The organism is Pseudoalteromonas sp. SD03, from assembly GCF_040937955.1.
In the GTDB taxonomy this organism is placed as follows: domain Bacteria; phylum Pseudomonadota; class Gammaproteobacteria; order Enterobacterales; family Alteromonadaceae; genus Pseudoalteromonas; species Pseudoalteromonas tetraodonis.
The window spans coordinates 573,955-590,849 of record NZ_CP162515.1 but is presented as its reverse complement, the minus strand read 5'-3'; the positions used below and the strand labels follow the sequence as shown (position 1 = coordinate 590,849).

Here is a 16,895-nt window from a genome sequence, read left to right as displayed (position 1 = left end):
AAGGAAAACAATCGATGAGTACTCCGCATATCAGTGCAAACGTAGGTGATTTTGCCGAAACAGTATTAATGCCAGGCGATCCGCTACGCGCACAATATATTGCTGAAAACTTTTTAGATGATGCAGTGCAAGTAACCGGCGTACGTAACATGTACGGCTTTACTGGAACTTACAAAGGTAAGCCAGTGAGCATTATGGGTTCTGGCATGGGCATTCCTTCAATGTCAATTTATGCTCGTGAGCTTATTGTCAGTTTTGGCGTTAAAAATATTATTCGTATAGGTACCTGTGGTGGTATTGGTAGCGATATTAAAATTCGCGACGTAATTTTTGCACAAGGTGCAAGCACAGATTCAAACGTAAATCGTGCCCGCGTTCGTGGTACTGACTTTGCTGCCATTGCTAACTTTGAATTACTTTTAAACGGCGTAAATGCAGCTAAAGATTTAGGTATTGATGCGAAAGTAGGTAACGTATTTACTACCGATACTTTTTATCAAGCAGACGACACGTTTTATAAAGATCTAGACAAACTAGGTGTACTCGCTGTTGATATGGAAACAGCTGGCTTATACGGCGTAGCAGCAGAATACGGCGCAAAAGCAATGGCATTATTTACCGTCAGTGATCATGTAATCACAGGCGAAGCAACACCTGCAGATGAGCGTCAAACCACGTTCAACGAAATGGTTAAAATTGCCCTAGAGTCAATTTAATTAATTATTTAAATAACCTGAACTTTGGTTAAGAGATTTACTAACGTATTGAATCAAAATTGATATTTATGTTTATTTTCTCTAGCCAGAGATTTCCAGTGAAAACAAGGCGAAATTACACGTCAATAGCTCGCCTATTGCAAGTAAATTCAACGTAGTTAGCGCTGTAAATAGCTGCTTGAGATAGATTTATTATCCAGAGTTCAGGTTAAATACAACAGTTCCTTGGTAACGTATTCACTAAGTTTTGGAGACACGCCCAAAGTGAAGTGAGACTAAACCCCCAAAGCCGCATTTTATGCGGCTTTTTTTATGCCTGAAATTTAGGTGTGAGATTCGGGCCTCGGGGTGCGGGCCACGGGTTTCGAGCTACGGGCTTTAGGTTTCTAGGTTTCAGGTTCTAGGTTAAAGGTCAAAGGTCAAAGGTTTTAGCAGTAGCTCGCAGCTCGTCACTCGAAGCCCGTTGTCTTCTCATTTACTCTCATTCACTTCTCTGTGTTTAAACAAGAAATTAGACTTTAGATGTCAGATTAAAATGCGCGAGGTAAACTTCCGCCTACTGATATGGTTACCTTCTAAATTTATTTTAGGCGGGGCTTTATGCCGCGCAAGGTCATTAATTTAAAAAATATTTACCACCGAGAACACTGAGTTTACAGAGAAATGCTTAAAAAATACCAATCTACCTCTGTGTAGCGCAAAGCGCCTCGGAACCCTCTGTGGTGAAAAATTGTTTTTAGCAGTAAGTGCCTTTCGTAGCAGCGATTTTATATCGCGTCAGGTCTAGGATATTAAACACAAATGCGCGAGGTAAACTCCCGCCTACTGATATGGTTAACTTCTGAATTTACTGTAGGCGGAGCTTTATGCCGCGCAAGGTCATTATTCACAAAGAGGACAAAGAGACGCTGCGCTAAAAGAGTAGATTAAAGGTCTCAGGCTTTAGCACTAGCTCGTTGCTCGATACTCGTCACTCGAAGCTCGCTGCCTTCTCATTTATTTCCCTGTCAGTATTTATAACTTAATGCTAATGTTTAAGTTATAAAACTTGCTTTTAAAATGAACCACTTTAAAGTTTTAGCTGATAGCTGATAGCTGATAGCTGATAGCTGATAGCTGATAGCTGATAGCTGATAGCTGATAGCTGATAGCTGATAGCTGATAGCTGATAGCTGATAGCTGATAGCTGATAGCTGATAGCTGATAGCTGATAGCTGATAGCTGATAGCTGATAGCTGATAGCTGATAGCTGATAGCTAAAACACGTTTTACACTCTGGAGTAATTATGTCTAATTGGATTGATGCCACAGTAAAGTCAGTTAAATGGTGGAATGAATCGTTATTTAGCTTAACGGTTAACGCCGATGTAGAACCGTTTAAAGCAGGGCAATTTACAAAGCTCTCTGTTATGGACGGTGAAAAACGCATTGCTCGTGCTTACTCGTATGTTAACGCACCAGATGATCCAAATTTAGAATTTTATTTAATTAATGTAGTCGATGGCCAATTGTCATCGCATTTAGCACAACTTACCCCAGGTGACACTGTACTAATAGAGCGCCGTGCTAGCGGTTTTTTTACCCTTGACGAAGTGCCAGCGAGTGAACAACTTTGGATGCTTAGCACCGGCACCGCTATTGGCCCGTTTTTATCTATATTGCAGCAAAGTGAGGTATGGCAAAAATACAAACATATCAACTTAGTGCATGGGGTGCGCCTAAATAGCGATTTAAGCTATCAGGAGCTAATTAATAAGTTATTAAAGGCTCATCCAGGGCAGCTTAATTATGTGCCAGTAGTTAGCCGTGAGGAGCCTTTACAAGGTTTAGCTGGGCGAATAACCACAGTGATAGAAAATAACGCGCTATCTGAACATGTGGGGCTGTGTGCTACTCCCAATAATGCGCAGTTTATGTTGTGTGGTAATCCGCAAATGGTTAAAGATACCAGTGAGTTATTAGTGGCTCAAAACTATAAGCGTAATCGTCGAAAAGAGCCGGGGCATATTACGGTTGAGCAGTATTGGTAATGAGCTATAACGCTATAATAACTATCTCATGAGGGTAAAATTTGCTATGTTGCGCGTTAATTGCATTTTGTCTTTGTACTTAGGAAAACCATGAAACCTTCATTCATTATATATGCGTGTTTATTCGCCGCTTTCACATTAAACTGTCATGCCATAGAGCAATCGGCATCATCAAACAATGCTGAACTGACACAGCCAGAAAAAGTACAGCCGCAACAAGATGCACTTGATACGTTAACTCAAGAGGCTAACATACCTAAACAACCCGATGTAAAGAAAGTGACTGCAGATGATTCTAAAGTACTTGGCAGCGAATCAACGAAGCCGGTTGAACAGCCTAAAAGTAAAGTAGATAAAGCACAAGCGGTCGTCGAGGCTGAGCAAGCAGTGACGCAAGCAAAAGAGGCACTTACAGCAAGGCAACAAGCCAAAGCAAAACAGTCTCGTGAGTCACTTGCTGTTATAGAGCAATTAGTTAAAGCCTACAACGCGCGTAACATTGAAGAATTTATTCGTATGTATGATGAAGATGTTGAGTTTTATATTTTCCCGAATGAGCTATTATTTAAAGGTAAAGAAAAATTAATTGCGCGTTATGGCATTATGTTTAAAAAGCTAAAGTGTCTTCACTCATCACCTATTAAGCGTATTGTGCATGGTGACATTGTGATTGACCATGAGCTATCAGAAACCTGCTCTAACGATCCGAACGTGATAGATAAACGTTCAGAGCTTATTTCAAGCTATCAAATTAAAGATGGCAAAGTGGTTAGGGTATTATTTTTTAGGTAATTATTAATTATGCAGCTAAGTGACGAGAAAAAAATTCGTGTAATGTATCGTGTAGAGCCTGGCTGTTTAGGCCCTGAGGGCGCAGACCACATTGAAGACTTTTGTCGCTTTGCGAACAAGCATATTAAGTCGCCTTATTATGCGCAGTTATTATTTTTACCTCGATACGATAAGCAAAAAGATGAGCGGCAATACAGCGTTAAAAACCGCAACTTATCTCAAGTGCAGGCTAAAGCGTATTTAAATCATTTTGAAATCAACATAGAAGACTTTGAAGAGCAGCTCGACGAGCTGCTTACTAAGTCAATAGACTTATTCTTTAAACGCTAAGCTCTATTGACCTTTGTAGATTGATATTTGTTTAATCTAGAGGCAGTTTAATTGCGGCGCGAGCTTCTAACCTAGTGGGGTCGATAACTGCGCCTAAGTTATTCTACTGGCTTACATCCCTGTAATAATAAGTAAAAACTGAGCAAAACTTTCGCGTTCTGCTCACGCTTTTTACCACCCTCCCTGTAGGCAACGAAGTTTAGGCTTCGTTTGAAACTATCGCATTAAAGCTGTCGTTATCATGCAGACTGGCAAAGGCACTTTCATGAAGTAGCTCGTTTCGTAAGTTGGGTGAGTATTCAAGCGACATTTTTATATCGGCTAGAGCATCTGCATGCTCATGCGTTAAAGCATACGCACAGGCGCGCTGCCAGTATGCGTAACCATAGTCGCTATCTATATCAATTGCTTGATTACAAAGCTCAATAGCTTGCTCAGTCTCATTTAATTCTAATAAAGCATCCGCTTTGTAGGCAATGGCTTCTACATCTTCTGGTTTACGTTTTAAAATTTCATCGAATATTTCAATTTTATTCGCAATATCACTTTCAAGGTTGGCTCGCATCCATAACGAATGAACTTCATTAGTGATTGATATGCGTTCTTGGTTACTGAGTATTTCTTCAGAGCGTACTCGCAGTTTTTCTTCTAATATTTTCAAGCGATCTTCATACTCATCAGTAATAACACTCACTCGGGTGTTTACTATATCTTCTACTTTGTTCTTTACATCACGTAACGAGTTCCAGCCCACTAATACCAAAATAGACGCGGTGGCGGTAATTATAAAAAATACATTATTAATGGTATCTGTGGTGTAGGTAAGCGCCCGATCGGCGGTGTCTAACTGTGCATGCGTAACTTGTTTGGTCACGTCTTCACGCAGTTTTTGTTGATCTTGGCGAACCGACTTTAATTCGTCGAGAATATAACGTTCAAGTAATGGTTTGTACAAAGGGGCTTCTAGCTGTGCTAATTCACGCTGTTGTTGCTCGTTGAGTGCTGCGGTGTTTTTATCAGCAGCTTGCACCGCAGATGAAAAAACACCAATAAATACAATAAATAGTAAAAAATAAAAACGCATTGATATGCCTAGTTTAAAAATTAGTTAATCGCTTTGTTAACTTTAACATGCGCACATCATTGGTACTAGGGTGAGGATAGGGAAGCTGGAATTAACTCAAAAACCTTTTATTACAGGCAAAAAAATCCAGCCCAAGTTGGGCTGGAAAAAACTACATCAACATATCAAGGGAACAATAGGAGATAGGTGCTATTGTAAGTTTGCCTACCTGAATTTTTACTTAACTAAATTCAAATAGATAAAAATAAAAAAGAAATAAAGGTGCATAAGTAACTTATACACCTTTTATAACTATAATTTCATGGCGAAGGGGGGTATTCCACTGTGCACTTAAGAAAACCTAAGTCACTTTCAAACCCTTCATCGTACATTACGTGGCTATTTTTAATAACGATCATCTATTTTATAAAAAGTTTTAATATTTATTTACGCTAAGCACAAACATTGGCTGCATCATCATATTTATAAATGAGAGTAATCGTTTTAAAGCATTACTTTGCCCTAGCGTATCAAAGCAGCTACACGTATATTGAATAAGCAGAGACCATAAACGTCATTAGGGTCTGTTGACCTTTTAAGGTTAAATTTGCAGTAGTCTGTTTGGTATTTAGGCAAGGCAGAGCCTATGTGGTGTGGTTATTCCCCATAAATAGGCGATAACGCAGCATCAATTCCAAACAGGCGCTGCCCGAAGGGTTCTGCCCAGGGGCGATTTACTCTTTGTTGCTCGGTTTTGACTTAGCTCACTAGGTTACAAACCTCGCGCCGCGATTAAACCGCCCCTAGTTTGAACGAATTTTAATCCACAAAGGTCAACAGACCCTAATATAATGGCAATAAAATAACAGCGCTCCCAATTGGTGAATACCAAAAGCAGTAAGCATGGGCGTTTTTATTTATACTTAAAAAGGAGCTCAATATGGATAATCATAAAGCGGGTAAATGCCCAGTTATGCACGGCAGTAATACTACAACCGAAAACACCAATACAGATTGGTGGCCAAACTCACTTAATTTAGACATTCTTCATCAGCACGATAGCAAAAGCAGCCCCTACGACAGCGACTTTAATTACGCCGACGCTTTTAATTCACTCGACCTAGAAGCACTTAAAACCGATTTAAAAGATTTAATGACTCAAAGCCAACCTTGGTGGCCAGCTGATTGGGGGCACTATGGAGGCCTGATGATCCGTATGGCATGGCACTCTGCGGGCTCGTACCGTTTAGCTGATGGTCGAGGCGGTGGTGGTACCGGTAATCAACGTTTTGCACCACTTAATTCGTGGCCAGATAATGCCAACCTAGATAAAGCGCGCCGTTTATTATGGCCAATTAAAAAGAAATATGGCAACAAGCTTTCATGGGCCGATTTAATTATTTTAGCCGGTAATATGGCGTACGAATCAATGGGATTAAAAACCTTTGGTTTTGCCGGTGGTCGTGAAGATATTTGGCATCCAGAAAAAGACGTTTATTGGGGCGCAGAAAAAGAATGGCTTGCGCCAAGTGATGAGCGATATACCCAGGTTGATAAACCCGATACCATGGAAAACCCATTAGCGGCAGTGCAAATGGGTTTAATTTACGTAAACCCAGAAGGGGTAAATGGTAAACCCGATCCACTTAAAACCGCAGAACAAGTGCGCGAAACCTTTGCACGTATGGCAATGAACGACGAAGAAACCGCAGCGCTAACGGTCGGTGGCCATACAGTAGGTAAAACGCATGGTAACGGCAAAGAAGAAAACTTAGGCCCAGAGCCAGAAGCCGCCGATGTGCACGAGCAAGGCCTTGGCTGGAATAACCATAAAACCCGTGGCATTGGTCGCGATACCATGACCTCAGGTATTGAAGGCGCATGGACAACCTACCCAACTAAATGGGATAACGGCTACTGTAAATTGTTGCTTAATTACGAGTGGGAGCTAACCAAAAGCCCTGCAGGGGCTCATCAGTGGGAGCCGGTTAATATTAAAGAAGAAGATAAACCCGTTGATGTGGAAGACCCATCGATTCGTTTAAACCCAATAATGACCGATGCCGACATGGCAATGAAGCTCGACCCAGCGTACCGTAAAATTATTGAGCGTTTTAATGACGATTTTGAGTACTTTACTGACGTATTTGCCCGCGCATGGTTTAAGTTAACCCACCGTGATTTAGGGCCAAAATCACGTTATTTGGGCGCCGATGTACCCAGCGAAGATTTAATTTGGCAAGATCCTATTCCTGTAGTTGATTACACCCTAAGCGACGCTGAAATAACCGAGTTAAAAGCGAAGCTACTTAATTGTGGATTAAGTGAAACCGACTTAATTAATACCGCATGGGATAGCGCCCGCACTTATAGAGGCTCCGATCACCGTGGTGGTGCAAATGGCGCCCGTATTCGCCTTGCTCCGCAAAATAACTGGCAAGGTAACGAACCTGCGCGTTTAGCTAAAGTACTTAGCGCACTTGAAACACTGCAAGCGAGTTTAACTAAGCCTGTTAGTATGGCCGATTTAATTGTACTTGGCGGCACCGCTGCGGTTGAGCAAGCGGCTAAAAAGGCAGGTGTTGATGTAACCGTACCGTTTGCTCCAGGGCGTGGCGATGCTAGTGATGACATGACCGACGCAGAGTCATTCGAGCCATTAGAACCAATTCATGACGGTTTTAGAAATTGGCTGAAAAAAGACTATGCTGTATCCGCCGAGGAGCTATTACTAGAGCGCAGCCAATTAATGGGGCTAACCGCACCAGAAATGAGCGTATTACTAGGCGGTATGCGCGTACTAGGCACTAACTATGGCAATAGTGAACATGGTGTATTTACCGACAAGGTAGGCGTACTGAGTAACGACTTTTTTGTTAATTTAACCGACATGAACAACCGCTGGGAGCCTGCAGTTAAAGGCGAGTACAACATAGTTGACCGCGCTAGTGGTAAAACTAAGTACACGGCTACGCGGGTTGATTTAGTATTTGGTTCAAACTCAATACTCCGTGCACTGGCAGAGTTTTATGCTCAAGACGATAACAAAACTCGTTTTGTACACGACTTTGTCGCCGCATGGGTAAAAGTGATGAACGCCGACCGGTTTGATATTAAATAAACCTAAGTAAAATTTAAAAAGGAGCAGCAATGCTCCTTTTTTTATATTATTTAGGTTAAAGGTTAAAGGTTAAAGGTTAAAGGTTACGAGCTGCGGGCTGCGAGGCGCGGGTATAGTTCAATGACCTTGGCCTGACGCGATATAAAATCGCTGCTACGAAAGATATTTTCTGCTAAAAACAATTTTTGCACCACAGAGGTTCCCGAGGCGCTTTGCGCTGCACAGAGGTGGTTTGGTATTTTTTAAGCGTTTCTCTGTGAACTCTGTGTTCTCGGTGGTAAATACATATTTAGGTTTAACACTGACGCGATATAAAATCGCTGCTACACCCTGATAGTTGCTTTTTTCCTCTAAAAGCGCAGCGTCTCTTCGCCCTCTTTGTGAATAATTCATTAAAAGCTATTTGAACACAGAGAAGCGAATGAGAGTAAATGAGAAAACACGGGCTGCGAGGTTCGGGTAAAATGCAATGACCTTGACCTGACGCGATATAAAATCGCTGCTACACCCTGATAGTTGCTTTTTTCCTCTAAAAGCGCAGCGTCTCTTCGCCCTCTTTGTGAATAATGGTCTTGCGCGGCATAAAGCCCCACCTACGTTAAATCCAGATGTTAATCATATCCGTAGGCGGGAGTTTACCTCGCGCATTTATCTAACGTTTAAATCTAATTTCTTGTTTGAGCACAGAGAAGCGAGTAAGAAGATAACGGGCTTCGCGTGGCGAGCAGCGAGCTTGTACAAATAGTTTGACACCTAGTCGTATCAGCAATGAACCTTTAACCTTTAACCTACTCTTTCAGCGCAGCGCCTCTTAATCTCTGTGGTGAATAAATAACTTAAAACCTATTTGCACAAAGAGCAAAGAATGAGAGCAAATGAGCAAATAAAAAATACAGCTTTTCTCGGCCTTTTTTATAAACAAATTACCAATTGCGTTTTAATTGATACCAAGCATAATTCTGCCGAACCCCGAACCCCGAACCCCGAACCCCGAACCCCGAACCCCGAACCCCGAACCCCGAACCCCGAACCCCGAACCCAAATTACAGGCACAAAAAAACGGCGCTTAAACAAGCACCGCTTTTAAATGGTTTAGGCTATTTCTTTAACCTTTAACCTAGCTCTTAAGCTACTTTATTTTCTTCGCAGCTCGCTAGGTATTCATCAAACGTACCTTGGAAGTCAATTACTTGCTTGTCTTTAATATCAACAATACGGGTTGCCAGTGACGATACAAACTCACGGTCGTGGCTTACAAAAATAAGCGTGCCTTTAAAGTCTTTTAGCGCATTGTTAAGTGCTTCAATGGCTTCCATATCCATGTGGTTAGTTGGTTCATCCATTATCAGTACGTTAACGTCTTGCATCATTAACTTGCCAAATAACAAACGGTTTTTTTCACCACCTGAACAGTTACGCGCTTTTTTATTTGAATCGTCTGCGGTAAACAATAAACGCCCTAACATACCACGAACCATTAAATCGTTGTGCTTAGCGGTGCGCCATTGCGACATCCAATCAAACAAGGTTAAATCGTTATCAAAGTCTTTGGTGCTGTCTTGTGGGCAATAACCAAACGTGGCGTTTTCTGACCACTTAACTTCGCCTTCATTGCTTTTAAGCTCGTTAACTAAACAGCGTAAAAAGGTGGTTTTACCCACGCCATTTTCGCCGATAACCGCCAGTTTAGCACCGGCTTCGAGTAGTAAATCACCACCAGTAAATAACGTTTCACCGTCAAACCCATGGCCAAGCTTGGTTAGCTCAAGCGCTTGGCGATACATTTTTTTGCCCTCATCAAAGTTGAGTGATGGGCTCATACGACTCGATGACTTAACTTCATCAAGCTTAATTTTATCCATTTTTTTAGCGCGCGAGCTGGCTTGTTTCGCTTTAGAGGCGTTAGCACCAAAACGGTTAACAAAGTCTTGTAACTCGTCTATTTCAGCGCTCTTTTTCGCGTTTTCAGCAAGTAATTGCTCGCGTTGTAAGCCTGAAGCTTCAAGGTATTTTTCGTAGTTACCTGGGTAAATACGCAGCTCACCGTAATCAATATCGGCCATGTGAGTACATACCGAGTTTAAAAAGTGACGGTCATGGGAAATAATGATCATGGTGCATTTACGTTGGTTAAGCTCATTGGCAAGCCACGTAATAGTATGAATGTCCAAGTTATTGGTTGGCTCATCAAGTAGCAAAATATCAGGGTTTGCAAATAACGCCTGTGCTAACAGCACACGTAATTTCCACCCTGGGGCTACGTTTGCCATTAAGCCATAATGAAACTCTTTATCGATACCCGCATCAAGCAGAATTTCTTCTGCGCGGCTTTCTGCGGTGTAACCGTCCATTTCAGCAAATACGCTTTCAAGCTCGGCTACTTTCATGCCGTCTTCTTCGCTCATTTCAGGCAAAGAGTAAATACGGTCGCGCTCTTGTTTTACTTTCCAAAGCTCCACATCACCCATAATTACCGCATCAACCACGCTGTATTGCTCAAACGCAAACTGATCTTGGCTTAGGTTACCTAATTTTAGCCCCGGCGTAATAGACACATTACCTGCACTAGGCGTAAGCGCACCGCTTAAAATTTTCATAAATGTCGACTTGCCGCAGCCGTTAGCGCCAATTAAACCGTAACGGTTACCGTTACCAAATTTAGCTGAAATGTTTTCAAACAACGGCTCTGCGCCAAACTGCATCGTAATATTTGCGGTGGAGATCAAAAAAAGTAATCCTAGAAAATTAATGGCAGGGTTAAGCTGCAGCAAGGCGCCGCATAAATAAACAAGCAATAGAGTAAATAATAGGCCGCGAATTATACAGATCCGCGCTTCAAGATGAAAGGTAAAAGAATAATCTACGGGTTCAGTAATGTGGGTAAATGGCTTGTATAGCGTATTTATTTTGCTTAATTAACTCATTTATAGCTTGTAACTCTATTTGGCTAATGGTTTTTTTACTTAGCATTAAATGAATAGAACTCTTATTGATGGCCGCCATATTAGTAACCGCTTCTATTGCTGGGTATTGGTTTATAAAATATTGCGCTGCTAGTTCGTCTTCAATTGCGTAATCAACTCTATTTTTATTGAGCATTGCAAAACGTTTTTCGGCTGTAGGCATCATAATAACGTTAGCGGGGTGGTTCTGTTTAAACAGCTCAAACGCAACGCCATAATAACTGCCACGGTTAACCGCCAAGGTTAAATCTTTATAAAAAATATCGCTAATGTTATTTAAATCAGGCGATTCGGTGTATTTATACAGGCGAACTACTTCATCACGATAGGCATCGCTAAAATAGGCAAAATCAGCTCTTGCTGATGTTTTACTCGCGGCAAAAATAACATCAATACGGCCTTCTTTTAATTCTTCAAAAGCGCGCGATGAGGTAGGCAGCAACATAAATTTTAAACAAAAAGATGAGCCGTTAAAAATCGTGTTTAACACGTCAATTTCAACGCCCGTCAGGTTACCGTTAACGGCAATTACATAGGGTGGCCAATTGTTTTCATTTGTGCCTACTTTAAGTGTTTTAAAGCAAGCAAATACGTTACAGCTGCTAAGCAGTAATACAACAAAAGCGACTTTAAGCATTTTATTACTCGAGGCTACAGCGTTATCATTACTAAAGTATAAACCAGACTACAAATTTAGCTCGTTTTACATCAATTAAGCAACAATGCTGGCTTCCTATGTTTTACTAATAATGGCAAGTACGTTAAATAACACTATCACTAAGGGGTTGGTACTAATCCTAACGACGCCCTATAAGCTTTTAGCTGTTTGTCGCGGCCAATTTCATCGGTTAATTTATTCCAGCCGGCCTCAATGTTTTCAACCGTTTGGTCTACGGTTTGGGTATGCCTTAGGTATTTAGCCACTTCAGTGTCGAGTATGTCTCTAAAGTAGCGGTTGTTTTCAAAAATTCTCAAATCAAGAATAATATTGGCGTTATTAACGGTTTTAGAAATAGAGCCCAAGTAAAAATGCAGCGTACTTTTACTCATGCCTTGTTTAAGCCAGTTTTTGTGGTTAACTAATTGAGAGGTGCGATACGGGTTCATACCGGTGGCACCTATGGTCACATCTTCATTCGATTGCAAAGGCTGAGTAACATACGACAAGTAGTTATAAGCGAGGTTTTTTTTGTGTTTTGAGCTGGCATTATTAATTGAGCCTACCCAACCACCAAAAGCTGCATAAGGAGCATAATTAATATCGCCAATGGCAAACGGGCATAAGTTAGCATTGCAACGTTCAAGCTGGCCTGTTTTACGGTTTAATACCTCAGTAGCTCCGGGCAATATACTCACCCCTGTTTTGTTTTTCACTTTAGACTCAGGTAACACGGCCATAGTACCAATGTCGCCCCATTCAATGGCTAAGGCGCAGCGACCGCTTATAAACGCATACCTTACATCATTGGTATCAAAGTTAAGCTCATCAGCAGAACCAAATTCAGTGGTTTTTTTATAAATTTTTAAGGCTTTTTTAAAGGCATCGTTATTCACTAATGGCGCCATAGTTCTTGTATTAAAAAATATGCCTTGAGAAGTGCCTTTGCTTTGCAAAAAACTGCCCGCAATCGAAAGCAAAGACCAATACGATTGCTCATTGGCTTTTTTAGAAATACACGAGCCAAAATCGCCCTCGCCATCCCCGTTCATATCAACGCCATTTAATTGCTTGGCAATAGCAAGGTAATCATCCCAGGTTCTAGGTGGAGCCAAACCATATTTTTCTAAAATATCGAGGCGGTAATAAAGTAAATGTATATCACCATCGAGCGGAATCGAGTAAATTTGGCCGTTATATTTAGAGCTAAAGTCTCTAAAAAAACGCGATACATCATTCCATTCAATTAAAGAGTCGGAGGCAATGTAATTATCTAAACGCGCTAAGTAATTATTTTCTGCAAAATCCACCATCCAGAGTGAGGCATAGGCAATAATATCGTATTGGCTCGTTGGCGAGCTTAAATCTTTGTTTATTTCATTATATAACTGGCCAAAAGGCACTTTGGTGACATTAACTTTAATACCGGTTTGTTGTTCAAACTCTAAGCCTCGTTGAATTAAAGGTTTGCTAATGAGGGTGCCTAAATCAACTGTAAGCACATTGAGCTGGGTAGTGGCTTGTTGTGGTGTGCTTGGTTGGCTTTCTATTTTAGAGAGGGGCAGGTTACTTTGTGCAAAGCAATGAAAGGCCAACAGTAAACTTATAAGCAAACCAAACACAACTTTCATCAACACAACTCGACTATTCAGTACATTAATTATTACTCTAGTCTATATTTTGTGGAAAGGGAAAAGGCAGGTAGTCGTAAGCAACAAACAACGCCTCTAACTCACCGCTGGCAAGTAATTTTGCAAATCCGGCGTCAAAAATTTGTGCTAATTCACGGCCTTTGGCGTTATCGGTAAAGGCAATGTATTGTTTTACAGGCACAATGTTTTCGATTTGATACTGCTGTGGGTCAAAATTCATTTTTGATAACTCAGTGGCGTTAGCAATCAGGGTTTGCTGCAGCGCTTTACGGTTATCTAAAAAGAAATCAAGCCTATCGAGCTTTAGCATTTTAATGCCTTCAATTCGCTGGGTAACCTGCTGCAAATCAATCGGCACATACAAATAATTATTGTAGTTAGCGCCCCTTAACGTACCCACCGATCTGTTTTGTAACGAATACTCGCCTTGCCAATCTTTAAACCGATCTTTTTTAAACATCGCCGATACAAAGGTAATATCGTAATGCCATACCGGAAAATACAAGCCTTCCACCTCATTTTGCCTTGCGCTTAACATGGCATCGGCATTGCCATTGGCCGTCCATCGATAAGCACGAGACTGAGGCACAATCATAATATTAAGTTCAATCGATTGTGCAGCAAAAATTTTAGTGAGCATATCAACATAAAGGCCAGAGCCGTCTTTTTCTACCAGCCCGTCAATGGTATCGGTAGCCAGTACAATTTTTTTGATTTCGCTCGACGCCCAGGCAGCATTCAACCCGCCTACGTTAAGCGCAATACATAAAAAAATAGCTGACAAACACCTAAAGCAAACACTCATTGTAAGTAACACCTCGGTACTTAAAAACAGCAAAACTAGTCAACAGTATATTCATACTAGAAAAAGCGGAGTAACGATCTTATGGGTAAACATAGCACACTATAGTGACCAATAAGTGAACGGTTTAAAGTCACCTCATTTTTAGCCTAAAGTGGTTAATTAATAACCCTGTTTTTAAGGGGATTAAAGCAAGTGTTCGCGGAGTTTAACAAGCGCTAATGATTCAAACAGCTGCGCGTGTTTTTCATACAATCTAAACCTTTTCAAAGGTGTAGAGCTATTAGGTAAAAGTGTAAATAACATGGATTTATAAGGTTAAACTGTGTTTTTTTTGTAATAAAAACATACTACTTAGGGCGTATATATTACTGTAGCTCTATATTTTTAAATGTTGATACTGTAGATTAGTTATAAATGAATACCAGATTAATAAATAAACCAAGGAGCGGTGAATTTAGTGCCTACTAAAACACTCAATTACTACAATCAAAACGCACAAAGCTTCAGCGATTCAACGCTTAATGTTGATATGTCGGCGCTTTACGCTGAGTTTTTACCGCTTATCCCTAAACACGGCCATATATTAGATGCAGGCTGCGGTAGCGCCCGCGATGCCATGTATTTTAAACAGCAAGATTTTACTGTTAGCGCATTTGACGCAAGTTCCGAGCTTGCAAAGTTAGCCAGTAATTACTTACAGCAAGCTGTAGAGATTAAAACCTTTCAGCAGCTTAATTGTACAAATATGTACGACGGTATTTGGTGTTGCGCCAGCTTATTGCATGTGCCCAAAAACGAACTGCCAGAGGTTTTTTTAAAGCTGCAAAATGCCCTAAAACCAAAAGGTGTTTTGTATGTATCGTTTAAATATGGCACGCAAGAGCGTGTGCACAATGGCCGCGAATTTACCGATTTAAATAAAGATGGCCTAACCGCATTAATTGCCCACCACACCGAGCTTAAAATACTAAAACAATGGCAAACGGTCGACCAACGACCAGAGCGCGAGAGTGAAGTGTGGCTCAATGCATTAATTAAAGCAGTGCCTGTTTTATGATGAGCGCAATGCAGCAACAACTCGACTTTATTGCGTATATTCAGCGCATGCTCGTTGAGGGCGATTTTAGTGCAACCTACAAATTTGCATTGCTGCATGCTTTGGCTGATGTATGTGTTGAACGGCCACTTCAGTCAGAGCAAAGTGAACTAGTCATAGAACTGCCAACTCTTGCTGACAAACTCATTACCTTGTATTGGCATCATGCAATGCCGTTTCCCTCAGAACATACTGGTGAAAGTGCATTGCTTTTACAAAATACCGGTGCGCAATCAAAAGTAATTAGCGTATTGTTTGAATGCCAACAAAACAATATTCGTAACTTACGCCAGCTAAAGCAAAGTGGTTTTTACAAGCCGACTTTTAATGCCGCTATGGCAACCTTAAAAAGTGGCCCACTTTGGCGCTTACAAATACTTGCCAAGCAAGAAGAGTGCTTTTTATATCCGCATACTAAAAACCCTAAATACATTACTTTGAATGCAGGCATTGCTAGTTGTTTTAGGCGTTTTTACGATCTAGTAACGTATTTAGCTAAAAATGCGTGGCTACAAAAAATTCAAAGCATAAAGCACAACCAAACACTTATTGGCCCGCAAAGCCAACTGCATGATTTTTTATTTGGCTTTGACCGTAACGCACTCACCAAAGCAAAACCTGTTTTGGTAGAGCTGCAATCAAACAGCTGTTTTTATTGCCAAAAGCCAATGAAAAACGATGTTGAAGTCGATCATTTTATACCGTTTGCCCGCTACGCAAACGACTTAGGCCATAATTTTGTGGCAGCGCATCGCACATGTAATAACAATAAACGTGACTTTTTAGCTGCACAGCAGCACCGCGAGCGTTGGCAAAAGCAAAACTTGGTTGTTAACAGCCAAATTATTAGTAACGAGCTAAGTGCGTATTTTCACTGCGATGCAGATAAATCTCTCGCAGTAAGCAATTGGGCATATCAGGTGGCACAAGCCAACAACGCAAAATTATGGCTTGGGAATAAAGACCATTTTGAACAAGCAAAACCAACTGCTGAGTTGTTTACGTTTCCAAATGCACCACAACCTGAATTAGATCAAGTCGCTGAGCCCGAAGTTAGCTTAAAATCAATTGATGATGTATTAAAGCTGCCGTACTTCCCCAATATAAAAATAGCCTGTGGGCATTTTAAAACAGGGGATGAAAGCGATATGGAATTGATGGACGCGCCACTTGGCGCGGGCAAGCTTGATCCAAACGTGCACTTTTTAGCACGCGCTTCGGGCAACTCTATGAACGGCGGTAAACACCCTATACTTGATGGTGATTTACTGCTACTTGAGCTTATAACACCCGATAAAGCGGGATCGCTACGTGGTCAAATAGTCGCTATAGAGCGAGATGATATAGGTGGGGAAGGGCAGTATTTACTGCGTAAAGTTAATAAATTACCAAACGGGCAATATGAGCTAATTGCTCAAAACCCAGATTACGAGGTAATGATTGCTGATGAAAGCATGCGAACCTTCGCACGGTTTAAACAAGTGGTTGCAGAGTAGCTTGTAGTCGCGCTTTAACTTGTAGGCGCAGAGCTTGCTCGCGCGAAAGCGCAGCTTTTAAATTTGTAGGTCGTGGTGCAGGCGGGAGCTTACCTCGCGCTTTTAAAGTGTAGGAATTGGCTTGAGCCGTGATTTTTACATGGTTTTGGGAAAAGGGATTTAAAAACCTCTAT

12 protein-coding genes are annotated in these 16,895 nt (G+C 41.2%); 7 read left to right on the top strand and 5 right to left on the bottom strand.

Annotated features, from left to right (window positions below; genetic code table 11):
- The first annotated feature begins 14 nt into the window (after window positions 1-14).
- The 4 genes from deoD to ABZP26_RS18955 all read left to right on the top strand — a co-directional run bounded on the left by deoD (window position 15) and on the right by ABZP26_RS18955 (window position 3,868).
- Window positions 15-716, top strand: coding sequence for a purine-nucleoside phosphorylase (deoD, locus tag ABZP26_RS18970; RefSeq protein WP_036955453.1), 702 nt, complete (start codon window positions 15-17; stop codon window positions 714-716).
- 1,286 nt (window positions 717-2,002) lie between these two features.
- The gene (locus tag ABZP26_RS18965; RefSeq protein WP_013462849.1) at window positions 2,003-2,746 is read left to right on the top strand and encodes a ferredoxin--NADP reductase; all 744 of its coding nucleotides are present in this window, start codon (window positions 2,003-2,005) and stop codon (window positions 2,744-2,746) included.
- A 90-nt stretch (window positions 2,747-2,836) separates the two neighbouring features.
- Window positions 2,837-3,538: a nuclear transport factor 2 family protein gene (locus ABZP26_RS18960; protein WP_028834673.1), complete on the top strand. Its 702-nt coding sequence runs from the start codon at window positions 2,837-2,839 to the stop codon at window positions 3,536-3,538.
- Between the two features lie 9 nt (window positions 3,539-3,547).
- The gene (locus ABZP26_RS18955; RefSeq protein ID WP_013462852.1) at window positions 3,548-3,868 is read left to right on the top strand and encodes a hypothetical protein; all 321 of its coding nucleotides are present in this window, start codon (window positions 3,548-3,550) and stop codon (window positions 3,866-3,868) included.
- A gap of 199 nt (window positions 3,869-4,067) precedes the next feature.
- Here ABZP26_RS18955 and ABZP26_RS18950 read toward each other — a convergent pair whose 3' ends face one another.
- Window positions 4,068-4,952 carry a tetratricopeptide repeat protein gene (locus ABZP26_RS18950; protein ID WP_008467888.1) on the bottom strand — a complete coding sequence of 295 codons (885 nt, stop codon included), beginning with the start codon at window positions 4,950-4,952 and terminating at the stop codon, window positions 4,068-4,070.
- A gap of 919 nt (window positions 4,953-5,871) precedes the next feature.
- Between ABZP26_RS18950 and katG the strand changes: the two genes are divergently transcribed.
- Window positions 5,872-8,052 carry a catalase/peroxidase HPI gene (katG, locus tag ABZP26_RS18945; RefSeq protein ID WP_368485681.1) on the top strand — a complete coding sequence of 727 codons (2,181 nt, stop codon included), beginning with the start codon at window positions 5,872-5,874 and terminating at the stop codon, window positions 8,050-8,052.
- Between the two features lie 1,124 nt (window positions 8,053-9,176).
- Here katG and ABZP26_RS18940 read toward each other — a convergent pair.
- From ABZP26_RS18940 to ABZP26_RS18925, 4 genes are all read right to left on the bottom strand, one after another.
- A complete protein-coding gene (locus ABZP26_RS18940; RefSeq protein ID WP_024601143.1) occupies window positions 9,177-10,778 on the bottom strand; it encodes an ABC-F family ATPase in 1,602 nt (533 codons plus the stop codon).
- A 142-nt stretch (window positions 10,779-10,920) separates the two neighbouring features.
- A complete protein-coding gene (locus tag ABZP26_RS18935; RefSeq protein ID WP_368485680.1) occupies window positions 10,921-11,652 on the bottom strand; it encodes a substrate-binding periplasmic protein in 732 nt (243 codons plus the stop codon).
- Window positions 11,653-11,792: 140 nt separating this feature from the next.
- The gene (locus ABZP26_RS18930; RefSeq protein WP_368485679.1) at window positions 11,793-13,304 is read right to left on the bottom strand and encodes an ABC transporter substrate-binding protein; all 1,512 of its coding nucleotides are present in this window, start codon (window positions 13,302-13,304) and stop codon (window positions 11,793-11,795) included.
- Window positions 13,305-13,341: 37 nt separating this feature from the next.
- On the bottom strand, window positions 13,342-14,109 hold the full coding sequence (locus tag ABZP26_RS18925) for a substrate-binding periplasmic protein (RefSeq protein WP_368485678.1): 768 nt from the start codon (window positions 14,107-14,109) through the stop codon (window positions 13,342-13,344).
- Between the two features lie 478 nt (window positions 14,110-14,587).
- On the opposite strand from ABZP26_RS18925, the gene ABZP26_RS18920 reads away from it, so the two are divergent.
- Together ABZP26_RS18920 and ABZP26_RS18915 are read left to right on the top strand one after the other, a co-directional pair.
- Window positions 14,588-15,187: a bifunctional 2-polyprenyl-6-hydroxyphenol methylase/3-demethylubiquinol 3-O-methyltransferase UbiG gene (locus ABZP26_RS18920; protein ID WP_036955430.1), complete on the top strand. Its 600-nt coding sequence runs from the start codon at window positions 14,588-14,590 to the stop codon at window positions 15,185-15,187.
- The gene (locus ABZP26_RS18915; protein ID WP_368485677.1) at window positions 15,184-16,722 is read left to right on the top strand and encodes a S24 family peptidase; all 1,539 of its coding nucleotides are present in this window, start codon (window positions 15,184-15,186) and stop codon (window positions 16,720-16,722) included. The genes ABZP26_RS18920 and ABZP26_RS18915 overlap by 4 nt, the downstream gene beginning before the upstream one ends.
- The last annotated feature ends 173 nt before the right edge of the window (window positions 16,723-16,895 follow it).

What these genes read in the sequence shown, in the direction of transcription:
- ABZP26_RS18950 (WP_008467888.1), bottom strand. Translation starts at nt 4,952, where the DNA reads ATGCGTTTTTATTTTTTACTATTTATTGTATTTATTGGTGTTTTTTCA.
- ABZP26_RS18930 (WP_368485679.1), bottom strand. Translation starts at nt 13,304, where the DNA reads ATGAAAGTTGTGTTTGGTTTGCTTATAAGTTTACTGTTGGCCTTTCAT.
- ABZP26_RS18935 (WP_368485680.1), bottom strand. Translation starts at nt 11,652, where the DNA reads ATGCTTAAAGTCGCTTTTGTTGTATTACTGCTTAGCAGCTGTAACGTA.
- ABZP26_RS18960 (WP_028834673.1), top strand. Translation starts at nt 2,837, where the DNA reads ATGAAACCTTCATTCATTATATATGCGTGTTTATTCGCCGCTTTCACA.
- deoD (WP_036955453.1), top strand. Translation starts at nt 15, where the DNA reads ATGAGTACTCCGCATATCAGTGCAAACGTAGGTGATTTTGCCGAAACA.
- ABZP26_RS18915 (WP_368485677.1), top strand. Translation starts at nt 15,184, where the DNA reads ATGATGAGCGCAATGCAGCAACAACTCGACTTTATTGCGTATATTCAG.
- katG (WP_368485681.1), top strand. Translation starts at nt 5,872, where the DNA reads ATGGATAATCATAAAGCGGGTAAATGCCCAGTTATGCACGGCAGTAAT.
- ABZP26_RS18965 (WP_013462849.1), top strand. Translation starts at nt 2,003, where the DNA reads ATGTCTAATTGGATTGATGCCACAGTAAAGTCAGTTAAATGGTGGAAT.
- ABZP26_RS18955 (WP_013462852.1), top strand. Translation starts at nt 3,548, where the DNA reads ATGCAGCTAAGTGACGAGAAAAAAATTCGTGTAATGTATCGTGTAGAG.